This is a genomic window from Dyadobacter sandarakinus (assembly GCF_016894445.1).
Lineage (GTDB): Bacteria > Bacteroidota > Bacteroidia > Cytophagales > Spirosomataceae > Dyadobacter > Dyadobacter sandarakinus.
In genome coordinates this window covers 5,951,353-5,977,786 of sequence record NZ_CP056775.1, presented here as the reverse complement: position 1 = coordinate 5,977,786, position 26,434 = coordinate 5,951,353, and the positions used below count along the sequence as shown (strand labels likewise).

Below are 26,434 nucleotides of genomic sequence, written 5' to 3'. Positions count from 1 at the left end.
AAAGGATTTTCAAGGTTCAGTCCCAATCCGCTTCGAGGTTCACGCCCACACGGAGGGCTTTCAGTCCGCTTACGCCCTGCAACTCTTCCAGATCGAGGTATTCGAGATCATTCAGCAAGGTATTCTTTTCCTGCAAAAAGCGGATGTAACCTGCATATTCGTCGGCCGATTTATTGTTGGAATATACCATGGCAATCTTGCCCGGCTGTACAAGCCGTTCTCCGGTATCTTTGATATGTACCTTGTCAATCCGTTTTTTGATAACCTGGTAACGGATGTTATACGATCCCTCCACATCAAACCGCCGCTCGTCGTCCCGGAAACTGATGTCAATGCTATTGGAATGTATAAAGATGAGCTGGGTTGTTTGCAGCGGCTTTTCCATCTGGGAAATCAATGCATGCGTGATGCGGGTGATCGCTGCCATGGATGTAAGCTGCCACAGCCGGATGTTTTTCAGATAAAGTTCGCTGAACTTACGGCCAGGCTCAATGGATTGCCCGATATAGATATCATATTCGATCCCGTCAGTCCTGAATTTTTCAAAATAGCAGGGATAGCTCTGCTGGATCTCAGTTTTGAAAAGGTCGAGGTAGGTACTCACCGATGCGTTGATCTTCTGCATGGACGATTCAAGGTCGCGCCGGTGGGTATTGGCGGCGCCGGTCTCTTCGTCAATCGCCGCGAAGTAGCGGTCGATGAGCTCAGCTGCACCCGGCTCCTCGATGGCATAACTGCTTTCAACCTCCACCATGGCATTTTCCCTGAAATGGTGGAGAAAAGGGTGTGCTTCGTTTTCGAGAAATTCGACAATCCTGAGTTCGTCCAGACCTGCATTCGGATCCATGATCCCGGCCAGCCACCTTCTGCATTTAAAAATCAGCTCGTCGGTCAGATTGAACCCCAGCTTCTGCTTCAATACGGTTAACGTATCGATCAGCATGATAAACTGGCATTCCAGGTCGCTGCGCAATGCCTGATTGCGCTCGATGGTGGAGTTGCGGATGTCAATCGCGCCGTACAACGGGTACACGTCCCTGAAAAACACCGGCTCGATCACGGCAGCCTGGCTTTTGCCTTTTTTACGGGCGGCGAGGTAGTGCCATGCAGTTTCCCTGAATTTCCATTGCACTGCGGGTTGCAGCGATGTAAACCGGTCACGTACCACATTCTCGATCTCGGTATTGAACTCCTCAATGTAGCTGTTCATCATCTGGGCCACAAGCGGCAGGGCTATATCCAGCCGTGCAGCTACTTTCTCGTCTACCACATCCGATGTTTCAGAAAATGCTTCCAGTACACCAACAATCTTTTTTTCGAAGAAAAGCGGCAGGAGGGCATAAGACTGCAGCCCATCGCGGCGCAGCATTTCCACCGCCTGGCTTACTTCCGCGCCCTGGCGATCGGCCGTACGCAGGAAGAATGTCTTCGGCGTATGAAAGTATGCCTCTGCCATGCCTTTGTACATTTGCTCGGCAATATCGTCGCGCTCGGCTGCCTTCATCATGCGGCTGAACGGGATGAAGCTCTTGTCGAATGCAACTTTGTTATTGACTTTCAGCAGGGGTATCAGGCCGAAGTTCACTTCCGGATTACCCACCAGCATCCGCAGCGACTCGGCTACATGCCCGAAGTAGCTCTGCCCGTTATCATACGAGCCGCGTTCAAGCATAGCGCTCTTGATATTTTCCACCGCATGCTCCGCGGTCACATCCGTGAGGGTCAGGATAGAAAAACCTTCAAACCGGAATAAAGTGTGCGGCAGGAGTTCGGCCAGGCGCGTCACGTCGCCGTGCTCCATCAGCTCATTCCTGATCTGGTCTATATCAATGCGGGGCAGTTCATCTTTGGGATAAACTTCACAGAACCGGGTATCAATATTAAGGCGATAGTATTTCTGCAGGCGCGTCCTGTCGTCCTTTAATGTAATGATGAGATTATTGTTATGAAAAGCAGGAAACTGGTATAACCTTTCCAGGATAAACGAGTAAAGCATTTCAGCTTTTTGTTTGAAACTGAAACCTTTATCATCAATCAGGTCACAACGCAGTTCATGACCGCCTTTTTCGGTGATCAGGTGGTAAAAACCCGAAGTTCCGTAAAAAACGATGGGGCTCACCGGCGCACCCAACGCCCAGAATATTTCCTCTTCATTGGTAACAGGCGGCATCAGCATGCCATATACCAAGCTGAGCTGTTCGCGGTAGTTGCCGATTTCGGACAACGGTATATTTTGCGTAAAGCGCGGATCTGCCCGCAGTTTGTCCAGCACAAGCTGGAAGAAGTTCCTTTTGAATGTCTGCTCAGTACCAACCCTGCTTTCAAGAAGCTTTATGAAGCTGCGGAATGATATGGAAGAGTCGGTTTTTTGTTGCCCGTAAGGAGTGTTTTGTGTAACATCAATCGTAATCGGTTCCATTATTATTAATTTTTAAACATGGAAATCCGGGCTTGCAGCCTGTTCAGCTGTGATGATTGTAGAAGTCTGTTATAAGCAAGTGTTTTTCAGATTCAGCAATATATTCCCGTTTATTACCTTGTCGTGTATAACGCCAGTGATAAACGTTGGTCAATGATCTACGGACTCCACGCTTTTAGACGCGACCGAAGGTTTAATGACCATCCGCAAAGACTGGTCTTTTGTAAAATAGGCAACCATCCAGTTGTACAGCGTTTTCACCCTGTTGCGATGGTTGATCAGTGAAATAAGGTGCACAAACAGCCACGCCAGCCAGGCAATCACACCCTTGAAGTGCAGCTTGGGCCGCGGCATGTCGACTACGGCCTTTGCACGGCCGATGATCGCCATAGAACCTTTATCATAGTAAGAGAATGCTTTCAATGGCTGCTGCTCGGCGATATGCTCGAAATTATGCGCCAGTGTTTTGCCCTGCTGGATTGCCACCTGTGCTACCTGCGGATGGCCGTTGGGCCAGTTAGGATCCGTTTGCTGCAAACATGCATCGCCGATCGCGTAAATATTGTACGAACCATTTACCTTGTTATGGGCATCCACCAGCAGCCTGCGGCCACGACCGTAAGCCTCCGGAGGCATTCCTTCAAATACCTTCCCGGTTACGCCGGCCGCCCAGATCAGCGTTTTGGCCTCAATGCTTTCACCATCCGTAAAGTACACACGGTCGTCCACGAAGTCGGTCACATGGCTGTTGAGCTTGATTTTCACACCAAGCTTCGACAGGGCTTCATAGGTATCCTGCTGCGATTTCACGCTCATGGGTGCCAGCAATGCATCACCGCCGTCTACCAGGTAAATTTCACTACCCTTGCCCGCCAGCTCGGGATATTCCTTACGCAGAATGCCATTACGCATTTCTGCAAACATCCCAGATATTTCAACGCCCGTAGGTCCGCCACCGGCGATTACTACGGTCAGAAGCTTTTTGATTTCGGCCGGATCATTGGAAATGGTGGCATGCTCCATTTGCAGCAGCAGCCGGTTCCGCATTTCAATGGCATCGTCCACCGTTTTCATTGGTGTGGAGTTCTTCTTGACATTCTCCATGCCGAAGAAGTTGGTTTCGGCTCCTGTCGCAAAAACCAGGAAGTCGTAACTCAGCTCTCCATTGTTCAGTACAATCTTATTTTCACCGGGAACAACCCGCTGCAGTTCGCCCAGCCGGAAATGCAGGTTCTTTTTACCGCGGAAAAGCTTCCGGAAGGGATAGCTGATGCTTGAAGGTTCCAGAAAAGCCGTGGCAACCTGGTATATCAGTGGCGGAAAAAAATTATAATTGTTTTTATCAACGAGGATCACCTCGTACTTGCTGCCAGATAGATGCATGGCCAGGTTAACACCTGCAAATCCTCCCCCAATGATAACGATTCTCATAACAGTCATGGTTTGTTGGTAATGCCGGAGGGAGTATCGATGCCTGCGCTCACGCAGGCCGGACATTGGATATTATAAAAAATCTCAGCCGCATACGGCCTGACAAAGCCGCCCTCAGCTTTTACGGAAATTCATTTGTAAAAAAACATACCAGAAAACCGGGGCCAAACTTGCATCAGGCAACTGCATCAGTCATTTTGCCCGTTTTTTTCAGGTATTTGATGATGCCATATACTACTCCCACAAACACCACCCATGCTACAAATATCTGCCGGCGCTCGTCGTCGCTTTCAAACAGCTGGGGATAACGGTACAGGATGATGGCAACAATGCCTACCAGCCATACAAACAAGGTATTATACTCTTTGAGAATCCACCTTTTGTAATTAAACCGCATCCCGGCAAAGGTCTCCGACAAGCCTGACAGCCTGATTCCCCACCTGCTCACGCGACGGCAGTACTGGTCGAACTGTGCTCCGAACTTACCCCGGAGAAAATTCTCCTCGGCCAGTACAATTGCCTGGTATATGAACAAAAAGAACGGGATGACAATTCCTACATAGACCAGAGAGTTTGACAAAATTCCCACCCCGAGCAGCATCAGTATGTTACCTACGTAAAGCGGGTTGCGGCAATGGTTGAAAATACCCTCGGTTACAAGCTTTTCGGCATAAATCTGCCTGTTTTGCCCTCCTCTTACAATGTATGCCAGCCCAATGGTAAGGCCCCGGATCAGCTCGCCTGTGATGGTGACCAGCAAACCCAGCACGATTGGAAACAGATAATAACGCTCGCCAAACTGGTAGGCCGTAAAAATGTCGGGGGAAGGGATAAAAAGAAGCAGGTACAGAAAAATGAACAGGAAATTCCTGAACCTGAAAAAGAAATTACCGATTGCGATCATGGTTTTTTGTGGGCTATCATTCCGGAAAAGTTGTACCATTTGAAAAAAGTCTCACACTCTGCGAAACCCGTTTCTTTTAACAAAAGCAGGTTTTCTGACAGTTTATATGGTATCAAAACATTTTCCAGTGCCTCCCGCTTCTGGGAAATTTCCAGTTCGCTGTAATGGTTGCGGCGCTTGTAGTTATAGTAATATTTGATAAAATCCCTGTTGAACACGGTACTCTCGGCAAGTACTTTTTCTACCAGCAGGAGCACGCCGCCCGGATTAAGCCCCTCGTAAATATTTCGCAAAAGGCGCTCACGGTACAAAGGCCGCACAAACTGCAGGGTCAGGCAAAGGATTACCACGGAGGCATTCTTGATCGGGAGCGGCTCGTGCAGGTCACCCGCGACAAGCTCAAACGGACGCACAAACCCGGCTTCTCTGAGTTTGAGGCCGCATTTGTCCAGCATTTCCTGCGACTCGTCAATGCCGATGAACTTTACATCCGAGGGAATGAGCTGATCAACCTCGATCATGGTAGTTCCGGTGGAGCACCCCAGATCGTACAGGAACGAGCCCTCAGTAACATGGTCGGCCGCGATTTCACCAAGCATCCGCTGCATTTCGTTGTAAAACGGCACGGACCTGCTGACCATATCGTCGAACACTTTTACAACAGTAGTCCCGAATTTGAAATCCGAAACCTTGGTAATTTCTTCTTTGAAGACGTCGTCTTTGCCCGGCTCCGGCTTAGTGCTCATGTGGTTCAGCTTTAATTTTCCCGAATTATACCATAAAAATGAGAAAGAAATGGTAAAAAGCAATCGGAGAAAAACAGCAGATCATATTGTCTTTGCAGGCATAGCTGCCAGGTCTGTGCTGCCGGAGCGTATGTCAGGAAGGTTTTATTCTTTGCACAACCGTTTTCCCGGTCAAGGCATCAGTTCCCGTCAGCTCTATGTAAAGTACATTGGGCGACCAGAACGTTCCTCCGTCAATGCGGATAAACACCCGGCTCAGTATGCATTCGCGCTTGTCAATGCTGGCGTAAACGTGGTATTCGTTGTTCCGGTCCTTTCTGAGGGAAAGTGGCAATTTGGAGTAGGCCACAGACCTGAGTTCATAGGTCGACTTCCCGGTAGACTTCACATTGATCCCGTAAGCAAATTTTCTCTGTAAGTAATTCAGCTCCTTGCGCACACCGCCCTCCTCATACTTGATCCAGAACGTATTCACCGGACTGCGCTCGCTCAAATGTCCTTCGGTATCGGTATTGAGCTGATAGCAAATGGTGTTTGTATTGGGGTCGCGCTGGATGTAAAACAAAAGGTGCGGAACATTGGCCGGCACAGGAAAATCAGCCGGACTGTTATTCCCGGAGTGGGTTGTTACAGAGAATACTTCTGTAAACGAAAGCAGCAGCAGGCAAAATGCCAGTGGCATGCTGACAACATTTTTTTTCATTTTAAACTATCAATCAATTGCCGCAGCAACTATTTGTCGGAGATATTCACCACCCGGAGCACCTCCTCGATTGTCGCAGCTGTGCCTGAAAAAGGCCCGGACGACTGGATTTTGAGGGTAGCCATGGCGGCACCGTATTCCCCGGCTTCCTGCACGCCTGCTCCTTGTACTTTTTTACTCAGGTAACCTGCCATGTAGGTATCCCCGCAACCGGTAGCATCCACCACCGCGGAGGGTGCAAATGCTGGTATCTGGTAAAATTGTCCCTCTTTGAAAACAAGGGAACCTTTGCTTCCCAGCGTAATGATAACCTCCTTCACTCCCTTTTCGGCAAGGTAACGTGCTCCCTGCTCCACATCGCTGGTACCCGTCACTACCTCCATTTCAAATTCATTGGCTTTCAGAATGGAAACGTATTTCAATGCTTCCTCTTTTTCTGCCCAGTCCGTGTACAGTACCTTCCGGTCGCTGACATAGCGCAGGTAACCCTGGATGTCGAGGGATACTTCCCCTTTTTCAGCCAGCATTTTGATCAGATCAACAGAGATATCATCAGACAGCAGCGGCCCCAGGTGGAAGATCCGCGCCTCGATGGCAGGCATCTGGGCGACCGTGAACGGGGCGGCTTTGTGCAGCACGTTCTGCTCGCGGTGATCCTGGTTGGCACTGTAAATATTTTCGAAATGAACCGTATGCTCGCTCTTCTGGGAAAACACCTCAATGCTTTCAGCCCGCAGACCCTCCACAATGTGGTGCTCGGAACCGGCTACCGCTGTGACCAGGATATATTTGAGTCCCGAAGCGCGCAATGCTTTCGAAAAGTAAAAGGAAGTACCTCCCGGCATGTATTTGACCGAACTGGTGGTAACAACCTTATCCAGCGTGATGTGCCCAATGATACAAATGTCGTACATATAGAAAATTTTAAGTTTGTCGCAGCACATATCGTGCCGCGGCAAAGGTTGCAACTAGCCCAGCCTGCTCACCACATCGGGTGTCTGAGCAAAATCGGTGATCTCAGCATCGGCGTCCGTTCCGGCAGCGTGCTGTTCTTCCCATCCTTTTACATTCAGCCAAATGGTCCGGCAGCCAACGGTACGCGCCGGCACAACGTCCTTTGAATATGAATCGCCTACTACCACGCACTCTGCCGGACTAAAACCAAGCCGGTCAACCCCCAGCTGGTAAATCTGCGGCTCGGGCTTACGAAAGCCTACCACCGCAGACTCGACAATACTTTGAAAATAGCCTGCAATGCCAAAGTCTTCCAGCACCGCCTGGATATTGCCGTAAAAGTTGGACACCATGACAAGCGGATACTGCTCCGCTAGTTTTGCCAGGGTTCCCGCGGCTTTTTCCACCGTAGTGCGTGCAAACTGTTCACATTCTGCGGCCACGAGGCCGATCAGGTCCGGATCCGGATCAAATCCCTGATCTCTGAGGGAAACAAACTGCTGCTCCACTTTCAGTTTCAGCACATCGCCGAATACATGGTGTGGACGGATAATCGGGTTAATGGCCAGCGCCCGCTCACCAAACTTGTACGCAGCCGCAAATGCCTCCTCAGGTACATGGACCTGATTGTTCCGGTAACTGTCCCACAATACGTTGGCCCAATGCAACCCGTTTGTGTCGATCGTTCCGCCGTAATCGAGTAATACTCCTTTAATCATTATGTATGCAATATGCCTTCTGCCGGCATGGATGTTAATTCTTTGAATAAGAACCGGGCAATGCCACAGGTACGGGCTTCATTTCACTTTCGCCTGCGTTGTCCTGGTCATTGAGCTCCTTGTTTTTTACTTTTTTATTAATCAATGCAAGACCGATCACGATCCAGACAATCTCCCGGATGCGCATGACCACACCGATGAATATGCCTGATGCTGCGGGCATGCCCACACTTGTAAGTGCCAGCGCGAGGCCACCTTCACGGGTACCCAGCTGCATTGGAAAAAAGAAGATCAGGTTGGCAAACAGGGACGATCCCGAGCTGACGATCAGGGATTGCACCAAAGTCATTTCAAGTCCGATGGCCTGTGCGGTAAAATATATTTCGAGGCAACCGATTGCCCGTGCCAGAAACTCATAAGCCAGCGAAGCATAGAAAACACGTTGTCTTTCCGCATATAAAATCCGGATCTGATCATCGACCTCGTACAGGTTTTCGGCATTTTTCAATGCAAATTCACGTGCCCTGGTTTTAATAAAAGGGATTTTTTCCAGCAGCCGGAAGGTGCTGACCGTAAAACCTTTTTTATACACATTGATAAACCAGTAGCCCAAACCCAGCCCGGCGACAAGCAATGCAAAACACCCGCCGAGCATCATATTGTTCAGCGGAACAGCCGCTACAATCAGGATAATGGATACCAGCCAGAAAAGTACATGCGAAAACATGTGCATCAGACTGTACAACAGTACCGATGAAGTGGCTTTCTGAATACCCAATGCCGGTTTGAGCTGCATAATGCGGTAAGGCTCGCCACCCAGTGCCACAAATGGCGTGATATAATTGATGGCATACCCCGTGATCGTCAGGCGTAGTACCGACCGGAATGAAAGATTGGTCTCAGGCAGCTGCGGCTCACGGATGATCAGGCGGAAAGCCAGGGCATTCAGTATATAAATAAGCAGCCAGCTTCCGATCACGGGAATAAACCAGTACCCGGTACGGCTGATATCTTCCCAGATCACCGCCACGCCCGTGCCATAGATCATATAGCCCAGCGAAACGATCCCGATGATCAGGAACAGTGCCTTATACAGTTTGGAATTCATTAATGTTTTCTGAACTGATTTTTTTGTAAAAGAACCCGCTCACCTTTTCCTGGCTTACAATCATGTAAATCAGAATCGGGTTCAGTATGAACATATCGAAGAAGAAATAAATCCAGGTCTGATCAATAAACAACCATAGAAACAGGAAGATCACCCGGGTATTGAACTGTACGATATTGGTGTACTTCATCAAAGGTTTGTTCTTTTCACGGAAGCTGTCCACCAGGCGCTGAGGCAGACGGTTTGCATAGCGGCTCTGTACCAATGCCAGCAGCTGCTGTAACCTGGGCGAGAATTTTTCCTGCAAACTGGTATAATTGAGATAAGTACGCGCAATAAACTTGGCTCCGAAATTGGATTCCCAGCTAAGCTTGTTGTACTCGGCCCGGAGGTCACGGGTATTATCCAGCTCGCTTCCCGAGGTTCCCTTGATGAAAAATAAATGCACATTGCGGTAATAATCAGCCATGGCCGACTGTATCACATGGGAGGCACCCGCCAGTACACCCCATACCCAGATCCACTCCGTCCAGCCCTCATTCATGCTGCGCAGGCAAATGGCAATGTGAATGCTGATAAACCAGAAATCCCCTGCCGCACCATCCAGTATCCGGCCGAGGCGGCTTTTATCATTGGTCATCCTGGCCAGCTGGCCGTCGGCACTATCCAGCGAATTGGCAAAGATGAGCGACAGCATACCGATCACATTGATCCACAGTTCCTGATAATAAAACAGGATCCCCGCACCGACCCCAAAGAAAATGCTGACGATGGTTACCGGGTTGGGACGAATGCCGACACTTGCACAAAAACGGGCGATCTGAAAACCGATGGGCCGGTAGAACCAGATATCGATCTGCTCTTCGGTGTCGCTCGATTTCAGCGTGCTTTCAAATGAAACAGGTTTGTTGCCGGCATTGTGAGGTGCCGGGTTTTGCGGCGGAATATTTTTCATCAATGTTGGTTTGTAAATTTCTGATAAAGCCTGTCAGCTATAAATCCTGCGGCCTCGTCGCGGCATGGTGCAAAACTAGGCCAATCGTTAAGGTCAATGATGCGGAAAGTACCGTCTTTGCTGACGATGGCATCACCTCCGTAAATATCTATTCCAACAACACCGGCAGCCCGTCCCGCTACTTCGTGCAGGTCTGCTTCGCTGAACTGATAGTACTTCGAGCCTCCGTTGATAGCCTGGTAGTCCGAGTACTTGTGGTGATTGCGGTCGTAGGGATAAAACCAGAAGAAAAAGTCTGTCCCGCGCACGCCATAGAACTTCACCAGGTCACCCACCAGGTGCTCCGAAATCACCGCATCCGGGATCTCGCGCAAGGCATATTCCCGTAAAATCTCCTTTGCTTCCCCAATAGTGGCTGCAAAAGATACATCCTCCTTATGGATCGCGTGAAAATCCCCGCGTTTAATCCAGTAACCTTTACCCGTTATTTTTTCAAAAACATCACTTTCCTGGTAGCTGGTAGGCACAATGTAGCTGTCGGCTACCGGGATCTGATGCTGGTTCAATGCATTTGTCAGATTGGTACGGAAACAGTTTTCAATGCCGAATGCAGAATTGACCACATTCATTCCGTTGCTTTCAAGCTGCTGCATTCTCGACACTACCTCTTTCTGGCGGGCCATGGTGAAGATCCTTTCAAAAGGCACTTCCTGCATGTCCAGGAACTCATTTTCACAGCATATGCTGACCTTGCAGCCCATTTTTTCCAGCTCGCGGGCTGTCAGCGAAAAAATGGCATCATCGTTTCCGATATGGTTGGGCGAGTACTTCCTGTTACGGTGTACACCCAGAATTTCAATTGCATTCATTCACGCGTGGCCAACTCATCCGGCCTTTATAATTGATGTCTGATCAAAATGCCGGAGCAATGCTGTCCGGCTGTAAAAAAAGTTCTGCGGTGCGAATGTCTTCCACATGGTCGACGTCCACAATCTTTGAAAAAGGATATGCTTTAAGAAGAAGGCCTTCCTGCAGCATTTCACGCTGAAAGTTGCGCATCCTGCTTACGCCTGCCTGTACACACCTGCCGGCAAGGGCTATCCCGCGTTGCCGGAGGCAGTAAATACCCCCCGACACATAGGGTGTAGCCGAGCTGTTTTTATCCTCAAAAGCGCGGATTATCTGGCTTTCGTCTGTTGCTACAAAAAGCGGGCTTTCATCATCAATGAAGCTGGTAACTGCCATATGCCCGTCGTGATCACGGTCATTTTCGAAATCACGGATGAATGCAGCAAATTCCTCTTCCCTGAAAACGGTATCGGTCGTGGTGACGCATACAGCTTCCATTTGTCTGCCCGATGCCAGCAGTTCGTGCATGCTGTGCAGCGAACTGGGTGTGGTTTTACGAACAATTTCAATTGGGTAAGCCAGGCTTTGCTGCATCATATGCTGCTCCAGTGCCGGTGACTGCTCATTGATGATGATCCTGATGGTCGTGGCATTGTTATTCATGAAAATCCGGATCAGCCGGTCGATGAGCATTTCACCATGCAGGCTCACCATGGGCTTGGGAAGCTGAAAACCCTCCCTGGCCAATCGTGAACCTTCACCGGCAGCAATGATTGCGTAATTCATATTGTAAGTTTAAAAATCCAGCTTAAAGCGCGCCCGAACACCCCACTCAGAAACATTGGGGTTGTTGAGGTAAGTGAAACGCTTTACCAAATCCACCCGCAGCAGCTTGAAAATATTGGCTACCCCGACGCTTCCTTCAATGTAAGGCTCCCGCGATAGCGTATAGCTGATCAGCCGGCCCTGCTCATCCACCGGGAAACGGTACAGCGACGGGTTCGATGCGGGATTATTCTCGTCGCGCAAGCCGCCCATCAATCCTTTAAAGCTGAATACCTCACGCAGTTTCAACCGTTTCAGCAATGGTATTTTATTGAACAAAAACCCGTTCATATAATACTGCACATCCAGGCTGGCGTAATGATCGCTGACAAATTCGAGGAAGTTCATCAGGTTGTACGAGTTCAGCTGATAGGCGTATGTCTGGTTGGCGCGGTGGATGGTCAGCAGCGGAAACAATACCTTACTGCCAAAGATGTACCCGCCTTCCGTTGTCACATCCGCATAGCCGAACTGCGACAGGTAAAAACGCTTGGTAATATTGGCCGACAGGTTATGGTACCTGTTTTCACCCTCAAAAACCCCTTTCAGCCCCGCATTGTAGCGTACCGTAAAAATAGGATACTTGTTGATGATCGGTGTACGGTACAATTTTCCCTGGTAGAACTGTTCATTGGGTGCATACCGGAGCTCCACATTTGCCTCTGTATTATTTAGGTGCATGATATTGTTGAGCTGACCTTCGCTGTCCAGGTTTTCGTATCGTAAAATACCCGCCGGTGTTTGGCTCCATTGTGTGAAGCCGATCTTATAGGAAAAATGGTTTTCCAGCTCCCGCAGGTATTCTACTTTATAAATATCATTGTAAAGCCAGCGGTTGTTTTCACCCCGTTTGAACGAGAGGAGGAAATTGTCTTCCTGTACGAACTGCAGTTCCTGACCGGGGATTTTGGTATCCCGCTGGAAGCTCGCGCGGATGTAGTTGCGCGGGAAACCATATACCGACTTGTTGTTGAAGGAATACGTGCCGCTCAGGAAATACTTCCAGCGCTGATCTTTAAAACCATAGGCCGCATAAGTCTCGAAATACACTTTTTTGCTGAACTCCGTAGTGGTACGCCCACCAAACCGGAGCCGGAAACCTTCCACCGGGTTAAAGCTGTAAAACGTATTCACCGGACCAATTTCAACCTTACCAAATGACTTGTAACCTGCCAGAAGCAGTGTGGCAATGTCCATCGTACGCCTGAATGACGGGATGGTCTGCAGGGTATCTATATTCCTGTAAATATCCAGCTCCATTCTCTCCAGCGGCATGTGCCGGGCCGTACTCCAGAACGACTCCCCTGTTTTCACATTCGGGTTGTAGGCGATCTGCTCGTCGGGTCCCCGGTAAACACTGTCGGGCCTGGCTTCATTGATCCTGTAGTTTTTAAAATTTACTACGCGCTGGCCGTAAAGACCGGCGTTCTTTTCACCCAGTGCAAACTCCATGGCCAGGCTTGTTCGCGTGGGATGGTACCGGCCGTCACTGCTTTTTTCAAATTCAAGCTTGGCTTCCAGATCACGCATGAAGTTCAGGTTAATGTCCTTGTTCACGGTGAGATAGGCATTCTGCACAGCGTAGTTGCCATCGAGGGTTACGAAGAGCGTACCTTCAAAAAGGAGATCTGTTTTGTTGCGGGGCACAAATCCAAGCTCAATCAGCCAGGGCGTACTCGTTTTGACGGTATCCCGGATAAAAAACTTGTAGAAAGTCGGTGCGGTACCCGCGATAGGGCTCAGCAGCAGGTTGGTTGCGACGGAAATATTGTTTTCGTAAATATTAACATCTTCATACAGCCTGTTGAAGTAGTTGCTCAGACCATTGTTATCCACAAACTTCGAGTCGAACTCAGCCCGGCGATTGGCCAGGATCAGCTGTTTTTTGGTCGAAGGACTTTTGCGGAAATAAATCTGCGAGAGCTTTTCTTCCATAAATGCGGGGAGCATGGTTTTGCCACCCATTGCTGAGGAATCCTGGCTTTTGAACAGAAACTGATAATTCTTGAAAATGCGTTTGTCTTTAAAGCCTTCGGAAAGGTTGCTCAATGCAAATGATATCTTCTCGTACTGCTCATATTCCACGTATTCATTCGCACCCATTTTGTTCTGATCCTTGTGCACAATGACTTCACGGATCAGCTGCACTGCGGGATTGTCGCGGTTGCGGTACCGTCCCCTGCCTTTTACGGTAACCTCTTTCAGCATGGCCGCATCGACGGACATTTTTATGTCAATCACCTGCGAAGTGCCAAAGTTGATGGCTTTTTCGACGGTAATGTAGCCTACGTAGCTGAACTTGATGGTAGCGTGTTTTTCGTTGAGCGTCATGGCATAGCGCCCATCGACATCGGTAGCAGTACCCATTGTTGTACCCGGTATAACAATGGATACATATGGCAGGGTCTCCCCTGTTTTTGCATCAGTAATAGTTCCCTTGATCGTTGTAGTCTGGGCCATGGCAGCTCCTGTAAATATCTGTGCAAAGCAGATCAGCAGAAGAAATTGCAGCCATAAGCGCCTGTTTATTGCTTTCATTTTAATACATCATCATAACGTTGTCTTGTTCAGTGGGGCCTGGCTGTCATGTACCCCGGAAACCCGGCTCGTGATCAATGCCCACTGAAAATGTTAAAGCCACCTGTTCTCCTTGTACCACGCCAGGGTTTCTGCCATGCCAGCCGCCAGGTCGTACCGGGGCTGGTAGTTCAGGTTGCTGCGGGCCGCATCGATACTACAGATCCAGTTAGGAGCTGTAAGTTCATTCAGTTTTTCCTTGTTCAGGACGGGTGTTGCCGATGAGGAGGAATAGGCAAGATCAAGCACTCCTGCTATCATCCGGATCAATGCAACGGGCAAATGCATACGGAAAGCTTTCTTTCCACTCCATGCTTTAAAGCAGTCGGCCAGTGCATACCGGTCGTAAGCTTTTCCATCTGAAATGTTGTAAACCTTTGTTTGGGAACCCGGCTCCTTCAGAGCTGCCAGGGTCGCATCCACCAGGTCTTGCACGTACACAAAGCTTAGTCGCTGGGGCTTGCTTCCGATATAGGCATCCAGTCCGCTGTTCAGGGTTTTAAAAAGAACAAAGAGGTCCTTCTCCCCCGGACCGTACACGGCTGTGGGACGGATAATCGTCAGTGGTAACCCAGTTAATTTTTCAAGATATTGCTCGGCAAGCAGCTTGCTCCTTCCATAATCCGTAACCGGAGCAGGTGAAGAACTTTCGGTGATCGGTTGTTTTTCGTCGTAAGCCCTGGGCCCGATCGCGGCCAGGCTGCTCAGAAAAACAAATCGCTTCAGCGGAATGCCGGAGGCCATGGCGGCCTCTGCCAGAGATAGTGTGTAATCTGCATTCACAAGGTTGTAGGCGGAGGGTGTTTTGGCCCTGGTCAACCCTGCTCCATGAATGATATAGTTATAGTTACCGCTTTTCAGCAGTGCCAGCAGGTTATTTTTTGAACTAAAATCGGTGTTCACAAAAGCCAGGTCGCTGTAAGCTGATTTCAGCCTGGTGAGGAGTGCCAGGTTACTGCTGGGCCTCACGGCGGCGTGTACTTCAAGACCGGCTTCCAGGGCAGCTTGTACCAGATGGTACCCGATAAAGCCGCTGGCGCCTGTTATGAACACTCTTTCTTTCATATATGCTTTTCGTACAACCTGTACCGCTTGTACAGCTTGCCGTTGATCTGTTCTATGGCGTGGTTCATGAGATAGTTGTCTTCCAGCATCCATGAGCACTCGGCCGCTTTTACATTTTTAGCCGTGCCATTTTTAATGATATGCCCGTACAAGCTGGCTTCTATCCCCATTTTCCGGTATCCTTCCACCACACCCAGGGTCAGCACACGCACAGTACGGATGTTTTTCTTGCCAAAAAGGAGCTTGAAAATCCCGAATGGCAGCAAACGTCCTCTTTTGATCTTAATCAGGATTTCGTTGATATTCGGGATACCCAGGATAAATCCGACAAGCTGATTGTCCTTTTCGGCCACCAGACAGTAGTCGGGATCCATGATCATTTTCAGGTCTTTGGCCAGATAATCAAATTCTTTTTCTGTCATGGGCACAAAGCCGAGGTTCTTGTCCCAGGCGCTGTTGTACACATTCCTGATCTTGATTACCTCGTTTTTAAAATCCTTGAGGTTGATCTTTCTGACCACAATGCCCGTCCTGGCCAATCTTTTATCAATCACGTCCAGCAGCTTCACGGATCTGTCGCTCACATTCCCCTCTGCAAGAAGATACGCCAGCAGGTCTGTTTTCTTGGTAAGGCCATTGTTTTCGAGCAGGTGCTGGTAGTACTCGGCATTGTAGGGCATCATCGCCATCGGCGGACTGTCAAACCCATCGACCAGCAACCCGCAGGTATCGTTGGTAGAGAGATTAACAGGACCGATCATGTTTTCGGCACCTTTTTCTTTCAGCCATTTTGTGGCCTCTGCCAGCAGCAGGTTTACCGTTTCCTGATCATTAATGGTATCGAAAAAACCGAAAAAGCCGTCATTCGCTTCGACAAATTGATTATGGTTCCGGTTGTAAATGGCTGCAATCCTTCCTACAATCCGGTTGGCATCATAAGCCAGAAAACACTTCACTTCGGAATGCTCGTGGAACGGGTGCTTGCCCGGCGTGAGCATGTCCTGCTGAGCGATAAACAGCTCAGGTACATAGTTGGGGTCGCTGGCATACAGATCATGCGGAAAATCGATGAACTGTTTGAGATCCCCTGAGTTGTTTACTGGCTTAATTTGCTTCATAACTTCTCTGTTATTGCTTCCGGACAAATTTGACGGTATATGCGGGCCATTTTGTCCACAGCTTCCTCAATCTGGCTGAAAGTATGCGTAGCCATCAGGGAAAAACGGATCAGCGAATGCTCAGGCTTTACGGCCGGCGAAACCACAGGATTGACAAACACGCCATCTTCCTGCAATAACTTGGTCATCATGAATGTCTTGCTGTTGTCCCGGATATAAACCGGCAGGATCGGGCTCTCTGTTTTACCGAGATCAAATCCATTGACCAGCAGCAACTCTTTGGCATAGCGGGTATTAGCCCACAATCTTTCAATATGATGCGGCTCGGACTCGATGATATCCAGGGCTGCCAGCGTGCTGCCTACAGCAGCGGGCGTCATACTGGCACTGAACATGAGCGAGCGTGCGCGATGTTTAAGATAGTCTACTACTTCGGCGCTCCCTGCAATAAAACCACCAAGAGAAGCCAGCGATTTGCTGAATGTTCCCATGATCAGGTCTGTAGATTCGGTAAGACCGAAGTAGGAAGCTGTTCCGGCACCATTGCGGCCGATCACACCCAGGCTGTGCGCATCATCCACCAGTACGGAGGCGTCAAACTCAGCTGCGATCTCATTCAGTTCAGGCAATTTCACGATATCACCTTCCATGCTGAATATACCGTCCGTCGCGATCAGCTTTACAGATTCTTCCGGCAAAAGGCTGAGCTTTTTGCGCAGGTCATTCATATCGTTGTGTGCATACTTGATCACCTTGGAGAAGGAAAGCCTGCTTCCGTCGATGATGGAAGCATGGTCGCTTTCGTCCAGGATCAGGTAATCATTGCGGCCGGTAAGACTCGACAATGCGCCCAGATTGGCCTGGTAACCCGTGCTGAAAAGTACCGAGGCTTCCTTGCCGGTGTAAATGGCCAGGCGTCTTTCCAGCTCTTCATGAATGTCCAGCGTTCCATTCAGAAAGCGTGAACCTGCGCAGCCGCTGCCATACTTCTGAACTGCTTTCTGAGAGCATTCAATAATATAAGGATGTGAGGTAAGGCCCAGGTAGGAATTAGACCCGAACATCAGTACGGGTTTTCCTTTAATGATCACTTCTGTATCCTGACCCGATTCAATAGGCCGGAAATACGGATATAGGCCTTGTTCTCTGATTATTGCCGCATCTTTGAATTCGGCTATGCGCTTCGTTAATTTTTTACCCATGGATTAATTAATGTCAGAATCAACAGCTTGTTTTTTGGAGTGTGCAGGTAGTGAAACCTTGCCTATTGAGACCGAAATGATCAATTGGTGTTGTAAAGTTTATCCTTCATACTGTTCTTCATTTCGAACCTGAATTGCGACCCGGTACCGGTACCGGCAATTTTACTTAAATGTTTAAACCCGATACCCTGTTCACTAGTTCAAAAATAGGGCAACACATTTTGTATTTTACCGTTAATTGAAATTTTCTCTCTCTACATTCCCTAAGGCCGTCACCAGTCCCCTGTTTTGCCTTTCACAAAAGAAAATTCAGGTAGGATGCCTCATTTTCGGCCAAACATGCCAGATACGTACCAGTTTGCTTTTGTTTTATTTTAAATGCCCATTCCAAAATCAGTGCCTTCCGCATTGCAGCCCGTTTTGGAAGGAGCTATTTTAACGACATTTTAATTCCTGAATCCCTCAAACAAATGTTTAATTTAAATGTCTGTTTAAAAGTCCGGGAAAAAATTTTAGTTCTCCAGAATGAGGTAATTGCAGATCATCTCCTTCACGTGATCCTTGTGCCGCTCGGCATACTGCTGAAATTCTTCATCTGAAAACTTGTAAATCTTTTTGTACATGCCCTTGCCCATGAATATAAACTCAATGCAGCTTGTCATCAGCGGCAGCAGGCTTTCCACACCGATCGCCCGGAGCTTGCCGGCCTCAATCCCTTCATCAAGCTGCTTGCTGAACATGGTCGATTTTACCTGCTTGTAGAGCGTCAGGTTGGTAAGCAGGCGCTCGGGCTCCTTGTGAATTTCGTTCATGATGAACATCACAAGATCCGGTTCCTTACTCATCATCTGGAAGTTGCGCTCGATGATTTCGGATATTTTCGATTTTATATCAATAGGCTTGTTCAGGATTTCCAGCACATTTTCAGAATACAATTCCATCAAATCGCGGAAAATCTCCATAAACAGCTTCTCCTTGCTCCTGAAGTAATAATTGGTCAGGGCAATGTTCATGTCAGCTTCACGTGCAATATCTCTCGATGTAGTGCCGTCGAAGCCCTTTTTCAGAAAGACCCGCTTGGCAGCCTCCCTGATTTTGTCTTCACTTTTTTCATTCACACACTTCACGTTTCTACTCCGTTAGGTTCTGGTCAAAAACAGTTAATCCTGAATTGTAGCACAAATGTGCAGTCCATTTCCGACTTGTACAAGCGTTTTAAATGATAAATTTAAACAGCTGTTTAAAATATTCGTTTCAAATATATTTTTATCGGTTAAGTACAAAAAAGATGTATGCAGGCGCATGTGTGCCACTACCTGAATAAAACTGCAAGGCTAAGAAGGTTATGGCTAAAAGGAGGACAGGCAATCACGCGGATACGTGCTGCCGGCAGGAAACCTTATGGATAGGACGATAACACCCGAAATAGTACGTTTCCGGGAAAGGGGCATTAAGAAGGCAATTCTGTTCAGGCGTCGGCTTCCTGTGCCTGTATGGCAGTAATGATAACCGTATTGAAGATGTCCTCCACCGAGCAGCCGCGGCTGAGGTCATTGATCGGCTTGCTGAGCCCCTGCAGCATGGGCCCGATTGCCAGCGCACCGGTTTCACGCTGTACGGCTTTGTAAGTATTGTTGCCTGTATTCAGATCAGGAAAAATAAGGACACTTGCCTTTCCGGCTACTTCCGAGTTTGAAATCTTCTGACTTCCTACGATCGGGTCCACTGCGGCGTCGTACTGGATCGGGCCTTCTATTTTCAGATCAGGCCGGCGCGCGCGGACGATCGCAGTAGCTTCGCGCACGCGCTCTACGTCCTCTCCCTCTCCCGACGTTCCGGACGAGTACGAAAGCATTGCAATGCGCGGCTCAATCCCGAAAGCCGCGCTGCTCTCTGCCGAGCAGATCGCAATTTCGGCCAGCTGCTCAGCAGTAGGGTTCGGATTGACGGCACAGTCCCCGAAAACAGCAACACGCTCCGGCAGGCACATAAAGAACACGGACGATACCAGCGAAACACCAGGCTTTGTCTTGATAAACTGCAATGCAGGCCGGATGGTCTGCTGGGTAGTATGTACTGCACCCGATACCATACCGTCCGCATGTCCTTTATACACCATCATAGTTCCGAAATAGGATACGTCCGTCATAAGGTCGCGGGCAATTTCCTCGTTGGCATTCTTATTTTTCCGAAGCGCATACAGGGTTTGTACGTACTCCTCATAGTAATCCGAGGCAGCAGGATTTACAATGCTGATGAACTGCATATCCGGATTTAACCCTAGCCTCCTGAAAGAAGCCCCTACCTCTGCCGGCTTGCCAAGGATTGTAAGGTCAACAATACCCTGGGCAACAAGCTGGGTTGCGGCTTTCAGGACGCGGTCGTCATTGCCTTCGGGCAGTACGATATGCTTTTTCCGGCTTTTAGCCCTTTTTACAAGCTGGTACTGAAACATATGCGGGGTAATGCCTTCCGACTCAAACTTAATAATCTTGTCATCCAGCACCTGCATGTCCGTGTACTTTTCAAAAGTCCGCACCGCCAGCTCAATCTTTTTAATATTATCCGCACTGATCCTCGAATGAATGGCGCCGATGGTTGTTGTGGTTTCAAAAGTACCTTTCTGCACGGCCAGGATCGGTATTACCGTTTGCAAACCCTCGATCAGTCGGAGTACCGGCTCCTCCGGCTCGGTGCCGGCCGTGAGTACAATGCCCGCAACCTTCGGATAATTGGCCGACAGGTTGGCCTGCAAGGTACCAATGAGAATATCGCCCCGGTCGCCCGGTGTTACGACGAGTACGTTTTCCTTGATATGGTTGAGAAAGTTAGGCAGCATCATGGCGCCCGTAATAAAATGGTCGGCCTGATTGGAAAGCAGCTGCTCGCCAAACAAAACCCTGGCGCCGAGTGCATCGGTGATCTCGCGCAGAGTCGGGCTGTGCAGGCTTCGCTCCCAGGGAAAAACGCTCACCATAATGTCGTCACTCACCTGCATTTGCAGCAATTGCCGCACATCCTCTACCTGCTCCGGTTTTACACGGTTTGCAATAATCCCTAATACCTGCACCTCACGCATTTCGAAGTTCCTGTATACGCTCAATGCAGCGTTGATGATCTGGGCCGTGGTTTTACCTTCCCCATTTACAATCATCAGTACGGGCGCGCCGAGGTTTTTGGCAATCGCAGCATTGGTTTCAAATTCAAATGCAATCCCTTCGCCGAGAAAGTCGCTGCCTTCAATAACTGTGAAATCATAAGCTTCTTCCAGCTCTTTGAACTTCCTGATCACGGTTTCGATGATACCGCCCCAGTTCTGGGATTCACTCTGCTGCAAAACCTCCTGGCGCGTGAAGGCAAAAGTGTCTTCATAAGCGATGGGCAGGGAAAAGTAGCTCAGGATGGTTTCAATGTGCTTATCCTTTGTATCTGGCACCTGCTGGGAGATGATAGGCTTGAAAAAGCCCACCTTTTTTGTCTTGCCCAGCAGCATGTGGATCAATCCGAGTGCCACCACAGATTTGCCGGAATAAGGTTCGGCGGATGCGATGAAGATATTTTTTGTCATAAAAAAAGCAATGCTGCACAGGTTTATTCGAGCATATTCCAGTTGGCAACACGTTCATCCTGTTTTTCTACCAGCCAGACTTTGCTGCCGGGAAAACGTTTGAGGTAAACTTTGCTTTTCTCGATTCCTGCGACACTGAAAGCGGTTGCCAGCGCATCTGCCACGGTACCATCGGGTGAGATCACCGTTGTCCGCACATGAAATAACAGACCAATGCCTGTTTTAGGATCAACGATGTGCGAATAACGTACCCCTTTGTATTCCATAAAACGATAGGTAGGACCCGAAGTAGCCAGGGCAACATTGGCAAGCTCCATGGTTTTGAGCGAATCGCTCCCATTCGAAACTGTAATTTTCCAGCCTTTGGATGCGGGAGGTGCATCCGTCAGCACGATTTTGCCGCCTGCATCCATCATAGCCGATCTGATCCCGAAGCTTTTCAGTACGCGGATCGCCTCTTCTGCCGCAAATCCTTTTCCCAATCCGCCAATGTCCAGCCGCATGCCTTTCTGGGTAAGCATAACCTTGTAACCGTCTGGATTCATTTTCAGTTTTGAAAACCCGGTGCGGTTCAATGCGTCCCGGATTTCATCTTCGGGAGGAAATATTCCCTTTCTGGTTGCGTGACGCCACAATTGCACCACCGGCCCAAGTGTCGCATCGAATGCACCGTCTGTTTTGGCACTGATATCCTGCGATATGGCGAGTATTTCATATAATTCCTTACTTACAGGTACCCACTGCCCGCTGCCGGAAGTTGCTGACAATCTGTTGATTTCACTTCCATCCAGATAGTCGCTCATGATTTCGTTGAGCTTTTCAACCCTTGCGAAAGCTGCTTTTGCAGCACGGAATGCAAGGGAATCATCCTTCGCATAGAATACCAGCTTGAAGGGTGAGCCCATCATTCCTTTTTCGTAGGTATAGCGCTTTTCCCCGCTGTCTGCCGGTGCATGGGCGGCCGCAGCCAGACCCGGGAAAAGTACAATGCAGATAAAAAACCAATGATGCAGCGGGCGTCTTTGTATTGTCTGAAAATAGGTGAAGTTCATGTAAGTGAGCTGTTACGCAAGTTTCTGTCGTAGGAAGCGGACGAAAATTAGTTCATTTTGCCGAATACCTCCGGTTTACAGACGTAAAATCCCCTTTCAATATTTTTTCAGCGCACAAAAAAAGGGCAGAAACCGGTTGATTTCTGCCCTTCCCAATACATCTATATGCACGTCAGCTGCAAAACTGGATCAGGTTGGTCCTGTCTGGCTGGTCATGCTCGGCTGCTACTGCGTCTTTGATTAATCCTGCGCCAATGAATGGGAGTGAGATGATTGTGGAGATCACCATAGCGACAAAAAGTATCGTCGCAAAAAGCAGCTTCCCCGTGTAGAATATAATGTTGCTTATGAAATTCATGATCTTATACGTTATGTGATATTTTTCATTGTCAAAAGTAAATAAATAAGTATGCCAAACAAATTCGTATGAAGAATATCTTATATATTTATATGATTTTAAGAAACCTCTCTATCACATACCTATCACTCGTCAAACATGCGCATACTTTCGATCCTGCTGCATAAAGTTAATTACACAAGGAGTTTTGCAGATGTAGAACTTTTTGGCAAGCCTACACATACTTTAACTATTGAGTCAGTGATTGTTATGCTGATCAAGCTGCTGCTCGGAGCCATTTTGCTTGCAGCCACGATCATTACCGGCATCATCATCCTGCCATTCTGGCTTGTTTTCTGGATAGGGAAAAGACTTGACGAGAAACCGCCTTTGCTGTAAAAAATCAATTGTCATACGCTTATATTGCATAGGTACAGCATCCTTTTTCTGAACCTATGAATAGAAGATCTTTCGTCCGGCTGTCGTCCTCTGCATGGCTGGGCTCGCTGGCGCTTGTGCGATGCTCGTCCGGCAAAACAGAAGACAAAAACACCGCCTTCGAGCTTTCAGAATTGTCCATCGCTGACCTGCAGGCTGCCATGAGCAGCGGAAAATTTACTTCCCGCTCCATTACGCAGCTGTACCTGGACGAAATTGCGCGTATTGATAAAGCCGGCCCAAAGCTGCGTTCGGTAATCGAGATCAATCCCGATGCACTTTCCATGGCCGAGGCACTGGACACTGAGCGCAGGAAAGGCAAACTACGCGGCCCGCTGCATGGCATTCCCATATTGCTGAAGGACAATATCGATACGGCTGACAAAATGCAGACTACCGCCGGCTCACTTGCCCTGGAAGGAAATCGTGCCTCAGCGGATGCATTGTTGACAAAAAACCTTCGCGAGGCCGGAGCGGTAATCCTGGGCAAAACCAACCTGAGTGAATTTGCCAACTTCCGGTCCAATCAATCATCCAGCGGGTGGAGCAGCCGCGGCGGGCAGACGCGGAACCCGTACGTTCTTGACCGTTCTCCCTGCGGATCGAGCTCAGGGTCGGCGGTGGCAGTAGCCGCCAACCTTTGTGCCGCAGCGGTAGGTACTGAAACAAATGGCTCCATCGCCTGCCCTGCTTCCATGAACAACATCGTGGGCATCAAGCCAACCGTCGGGCTGATAAGCCGCACGGGCATTATCCCTATTTCTGCTACCCAGGATACCGCAGGCCCATTTGGCCGGAACGTAGCCGACGCGGCTGCCTTGTTGATTGCCATGATTGGTCATGATGTCCATGATCATTTTGCTAAGGTCAAAGAGGAAGAAATCCTGGACCTGCCCTCGTACCTGCTGCCCGGCGGCCTTAAAGGCAAACGCATTGGTGTGGAAAAATCCTTTCTTAAAAAGCAGGCAGGCATTGACGCACTTTTACAAAAAGCATTGGAACAAATGCGCTCGGCCGGCGCTACAATCGTGGAAGTGGAGTACATGAAAAGCGAAGACCTGGGTGAGGCAGAATCCACTTTGCTGCAATATGAATTCAAGGACGGCCTGAACAAATACCTTGCAAATTCAAATGCAAAAGTAAAATCCTTACAGGAAGTTATTGATTTCAACAAGGCCCATGAAGCTACGGCTATGCCCACCTTCAAGCAGGACCTCCTGGAAATATCCCAGGCAAAGGGAAACCTTGATGATCAGGAATACAAAGCGGCACTTGCAAAGATCCTGCATGTCCGGATGTTGCTCGACAGCCAATTTACCGATCACCAGCTGGATGCGCTCTGCGGACCTGCCACAGGCCCATCCTGGTGTATTGATCCCGTTAATGGCGATTCGTGGACAGGGTATGGTGCTTACGGGCCGGCTGCAATCGCAGGATATCCATCCATCACAGTGCCGATGGGTTTTGTACAGGAACTTCCGGTCGGGCTATCGTTCCTGGGCCGGCAGTACCACGACAGGCAGGTGGTAAACATCGGGTATGCCTACGAGCAGATTTCCAGAAACCGCAAACCGCCCCGGTTTCTGCCCAGCATCCAATAGCAGGCGTTTTTCTATTTTAAATAAAATCAATCAGATAAAGTAACCGGTTATTGCATTGCACTTTTCTGTAACAAACTGGAACATACAGCGAAATGCAGCGAAGAATATTTTTAAGCCGGAGCCTGACATTATGCGCCGCCCTGCCGGTGCTCAGGCTCGACCTTCAGCCCCATATGCCGGAGTGGCTGGTGACCTTGGTCAAGCAAAATGACCTGGGTGTTGCATCGCTCCTGAATTATCAGGTAAAGGACGAAAACAGTGAAAACCTGGGCGGGCTGAGAGACAGCTTCGACATCCTGAATCCGCATAGTACCGCAGCTCTGGTACAGTGGGGTACCTGTGCCGTTTTTTCTCCAAAATCCAGGTTCTACCAGTCGGAAGAATTGCTTTCAGCCATGAACCTCGCCGTTATGTACCTGCTTAAAACACAGCATTCTGACGGCACCATTGACCTGCTTTCTACCAATTTTCACTCTACACCTGATACGGGTTTCCTGGTAAAAAGGCTGGCCATTGCTTATTCGTTGCTCAAAAAATCGGCAGCACCCGGAGCTGGCAAGGTAATGGACAATCTGAAAACCTTTCTGCTGCGTTGCGGTGAGGCGCTTATTGTCGGAGGCATTCATACTCCCAATCACCGCTGGGTGGTATCCGCCGTGCTTGCCCGGCTTAACCAGCTCTGGCCTGATCCTAAATACGCCGCAAGGGCTGAACAGTGGCTTTCCGAGCACATCGACCTGGATGCCGACGGACAGTATAATGAGAAAAGTACCTTCATTTATTCCTCACTCAGCGACAGGTTGCTGATAACCATTTCCAATAGCTTCAAGAAAACCGGGCTACTCCAATATGTGCGTAAGAATTTGGATATGACCATGTACTATGTTCATCCCAATGGGGAGATCGTGACGGATGCATCGGGCAGGCAGGATAAGGCGGTAGTCGGAACACTGGAAAACTACTATTACCCTTACCGGTACCTGGCTGTCTACGATAAAAACGGTCAGTATGCAGCCATGTGCACGATGATCGAGAAAACAGCGGGCCTCAAAATCGCGGGCTATCTGGACTACCTGCTGGACGATCCGGCGCTTTGGGCTGAGCTACCCGTCGCGAAACCTGTACCTGTTAATTTCGTGAAAGCATTCCCTAACTCCGGGCTGGTACGTATCCGCCGCGATCAATGGGATGCTACGCTGATCGCCAACAACCCGGTATGGCTTACTTTTATGAAGGGAAGTGCGGTACTGCAGGGCATACGCTTTGCTTCTTCTTTCTTTGGAAAAGGCCAGTTTGTAAGTGAGAAACTGGATGCTGACGGCCCAGGCTGGAAACTCACGCAAAAGCTCGAAGGTCCTTATTACCAACCCTATCCCAAGGACTACATCCCGACCGATGGCGACTGGGAGAAAATGCCCAGGTATTTCAGGCCGCAAAGCGAAGTCCAGAAGCTGGAAACGATCATCTCTATCAAAGAAATAGAACATGGGATGGAGATTACCATCAAAACCAGGGGTACGGAGCGGGTACCTGCTGCATTGGAGCTGATATTCAGGCCGGGCGGCACTTTACATTCCGTCAGTAAGCTTGACCAGACAAAAGATACCTGGTTGCTGGGCGATACAATGGGCACCTATACCCTGAATGGTGATCAGATTTCTTTCGGGCCGGGAAAAGCACTGCATAAGAATGTAGCGTTGCGGGGTGCCCTGCCACCCATGGACGCACCCACGGTCTTCATTACCGGCTTTACGCCATTCAGCCATACCATCCGGCTCACTTAGGCGGCGATCAGCATTATAAAAGCCAGCCGGCAGGCAGCTTCCAGCTTCCGGAACAATCTGGGCAGTGTTCATGAAAAAT

The 26,434-nt window shown here is 49.1% G+C and carries 22 protein-coding genes; 3 read left to right on the top strand and 19 right to left on the bottom strand.

Going from position 1 to position 26,434, the window contains the following annotated elements; all coding sequences use genetic code 11:
• Positions 1-16: 16 nt before the first annotated feature.
• The 19 genes from HWI92_RS24815 to HWI92_RS24725 all read right to left on the bottom strand — a co-directional run bounded on the left by HWI92_RS24815 (position 17) and on the right by HWI92_RS24725 (position 22,553).
• The gene (locus HWI92_RS24815) at positions 17-2,419 is read right to left on the bottom strand and encodes a GAF domain-containing protein (RefSeq protein ID WP_204660092.1); all 2,403 of its coding nucleotides are present in this window, start codon (positions 2,417-2,419) and stop codon (positions 17-19) included.
• Positions 2,420-2,569: 150 nt separating this feature from the next.
• Positions 2,570-3,850, bottom strand: coding sequence for an NAD(P)/FAD-dependent oxidoreductase (locus tag HWI92_RS24810; protein ID WP_204660091.1), 1,281 nt, complete (start codon positions 3,848-3,850; stop codon positions 2,570-2,572).
• A gap of 175 nt (positions 3,851-4,025) precedes the next feature.
• Positions 4,026-4,754 (bottom strand): methyltransferase family protein, encoded by a 729-nt coding sequence (locus HWI92_RS24805; protein WP_204660090.1) that lies wholly within the window; start codon positions 4,752-4,754, stop codon positions 4,026-4,028.
• Positions 4,751-5,500, bottom strand: coding sequence for a carboxy-S-adenosyl-L-methionine synthase CmoA (gene cmoA / locus HWI92_RS24800; RefSeq protein WP_204660089.1), 750 nt, complete (start codon positions 5,498-5,500; stop codon positions 4,751-4,753). The genes HWI92_RS24805 and cmoA overlap by 4 nt, the downstream gene beginning before the upstream one ends.
• A gap of 133 nt (positions 5,501-5,633) precedes the next feature.
• Positions 5,634-6,203 (bottom strand): DUF4833 domain-containing protein, encoded by a 570-nt coding sequence (locus HWI92_RS24795; RefSeq protein WP_204660088.1) that lies wholly within the window; start codon positions 6,201-6,203, stop codon positions 5,634-5,636.
• Positions 6,204-6,232: 29 nt separating this feature from the next.
• Positions 6,233-7,117, bottom strand: a complete 885-nt coding sequence (locus HWI92_RS24790; RefSeq protein WP_204660087.1) for a PfkB family carbohydrate kinase — start codon at positions 7,115-7,117, stop codon at positions 6,233-6,235.
• A gap of 54 nt (positions 7,118-7,171) precedes the next feature.
• On the bottom strand, positions 7,172-7,876 hold the full coding sequence (locus tag HWI92_RS24785; RefSeq protein WP_204660086.1) for an HAD family hydrolase: 705 nt from the start codon (positions 7,874-7,876) through the stop codon (positions 7,172-7,174).
• A 34-nt stretch (positions 7,877-7,910) separates the two neighbouring features.
• The gene (locus HWI92_RS24780; RefSeq protein WP_204660085.1) at positions 7,911-8,984 is read right to left on the bottom strand and encodes a lysylphosphatidylglycerol synthase transmembrane domain-containing protein; all 1,074 of its coding nucleotides are present in this window, start codon (positions 8,982-8,984) and stop codon (positions 7,911-7,913) included.
• Positions 8,965-9,939, bottom strand: a complete 975-nt coding sequence (locus HWI92_RS24775; RefSeq protein WP_204660084.1) for a CDP-alcohol phosphatidyltransferase family protein — start codon at positions 9,937-9,939, stop codon at positions 8,965-8,967. The genes HWI92_RS24780 and HWI92_RS24775 overlap by 20 nt, the downstream gene beginning before the upstream one ends.
• On the bottom strand, positions 9,939-10,808 hold the full coding sequence (locus HWI92_RS24770) for an ATP-grasp domain-containing protein (RefSeq protein ID WP_204660083.1): 870 nt from the start codon (positions 10,806-10,808) through the stop codon (positions 9,939-9,941). Before HWI92_RS24770 ends, HWI92_RS24775 begins: the two co-directional genes overlap by 1 nt.
• 43 nt (positions 10,809-10,851) lie before the next feature.
• The gene (locus HWI92_RS24765) at positions 10,852-11,574 is read right to left on the bottom strand and encodes a nucleotidyltransferase family protein (protein WP_204660082.1); all 723 of its coding nucleotides are present in this window, start codon (positions 11,572-11,574) and stop codon (positions 10,852-10,854) included.
• Between the two features lie 9 nt (positions 11,575-11,583).
• Positions 11,584-14,151 carry a DUF5686 and carboxypeptidase-like regulatory domain-containing protein gene (locus HWI92_RS24760; RefSeq protein WP_204660081.1) on the bottom strand — a complete coding sequence of 856 codons (2,568 nt, stop codon included), beginning with the start codon at positions 14,149-14,151 and terminating at the stop codon, positions 11,584-11,586.
• 93 nt (positions 14,152-14,244) lie between these two features.
• A complete protein-coding gene (locus tag HWI92_RS24755; protein WP_204660080.1) occupies positions 14,245-15,255 on the bottom strand; it encodes an NAD-dependent epimerase/dehydratase family protein in 1,011 nt (336 codons plus the stop codon).
• Positions 15,252-16,373, bottom strand: coding sequence for a hypothetical protein (locus HWI92_RS24750; protein ID WP_204660079.1), 1,122 nt, complete (start codon positions 16,371-16,373; stop codon positions 15,252-15,254). The genes HWI92_RS24755 and HWI92_RS24750 overlap by 4 nt, the downstream gene beginning before the upstream one ends.
• The gene (spt, locus tag HWI92_RS24745) at positions 16,370-17,575 is read right to left on the bottom strand and encodes a serine palmitoyltransferase (RefSeq protein ID WP_204660078.1); all 1,206 of its coding nucleotides are present in this window, start codon (positions 17,573-17,575) and stop codon (positions 16,370-16,372) included. Before spt ends, HWI92_RS24750 begins: the two co-directional genes overlap by 4 nt.
• Before the next feature lie 512 nt (positions 17,576-18,087).
• Positions 18,088-18,693, bottom strand: coding sequence for a TetR/AcrR family transcriptional regulator (locus HWI92_RS24740; protein ID WP_229248616.1), 606 nt, complete (start codon positions 18,691-18,693; stop codon positions 18,088-18,090).
• A gap of 350 nt (positions 18,694-19,043) precedes the next feature.
• Positions 19,044-21,143: a phosphate acetyltransferase gene (gene pta / locus HWI92_RS24735; protein ID WP_204660076.1), complete on the bottom strand. Its 2,100-nt coding sequence runs from the start codon at positions 21,141-21,143 to the stop codon at positions 19,044-19,046.
• Positions 21,144-21,166: 23 nt separating this feature from the next.
• Positions 21,167-22,195: an FAD:protein FMN transferase gene (locus HWI92_RS24730; protein WP_229248614.1), complete on the bottom strand. Its 1,029-nt coding sequence runs from the start codon at positions 22,193-22,195 to the stop codon at positions 21,167-21,169.
• A gap of 172 nt (positions 22,196-22,367) precedes the next feature.
• On the bottom strand, positions 22,368-22,553 hold the full coding sequence (locus HWI92_RS24725; protein ID WP_204660075.1) for a hypothetical protein: 186 nt from the start codon (positions 22,551-22,553) through the stop codon (positions 22,368-22,370).
• A 138-nt stretch (positions 22,554-22,691) separates the two neighbouring features.
• Here HWI92_RS24725 and HWI92_RS24720 point away from each other — a divergent pair, with 138 nt between their 5' ends.
• The 3 genes from HWI92_RS24720 (at position 22,692) to HWI92_RS24710 (ending at position 26,355) form a co-directional block, all read left to right on the top strand.
• Complete coding sequence (locus HWI92_RS24720; RefSeq protein ID WP_204660074.1) at positions 22,692-22,931, top strand: hypothetical protein; 240 nt, start codon at positions 22,692-22,694, stop codon at positions 22,929-22,931.
• Between the two features lie 56 nt (positions 22,932-22,987).
• Positions 22,988-24,571 (top strand): amidase, encoded by a 1,584-nt coding sequence (locus HWI92_RS24715; protein ID WP_204660073.1) that lies wholly within the window; start codon positions 22,988-22,990, stop codon positions 24,569-24,571.
• Positions 24,572-24,663: 92 nt separating this feature from the next.
• Positions 24,664-26,355 (top strand): hypothetical protein, encoded by a 1,692-nt coding sequence (locus HWI92_RS24710; protein ID WP_204660072.1) that lies wholly within the window; start codon positions 24,664-24,666, stop codon positions 26,353-26,355.
• Positions 26,356-26,434 lie beyond the last annotated feature (79 nt).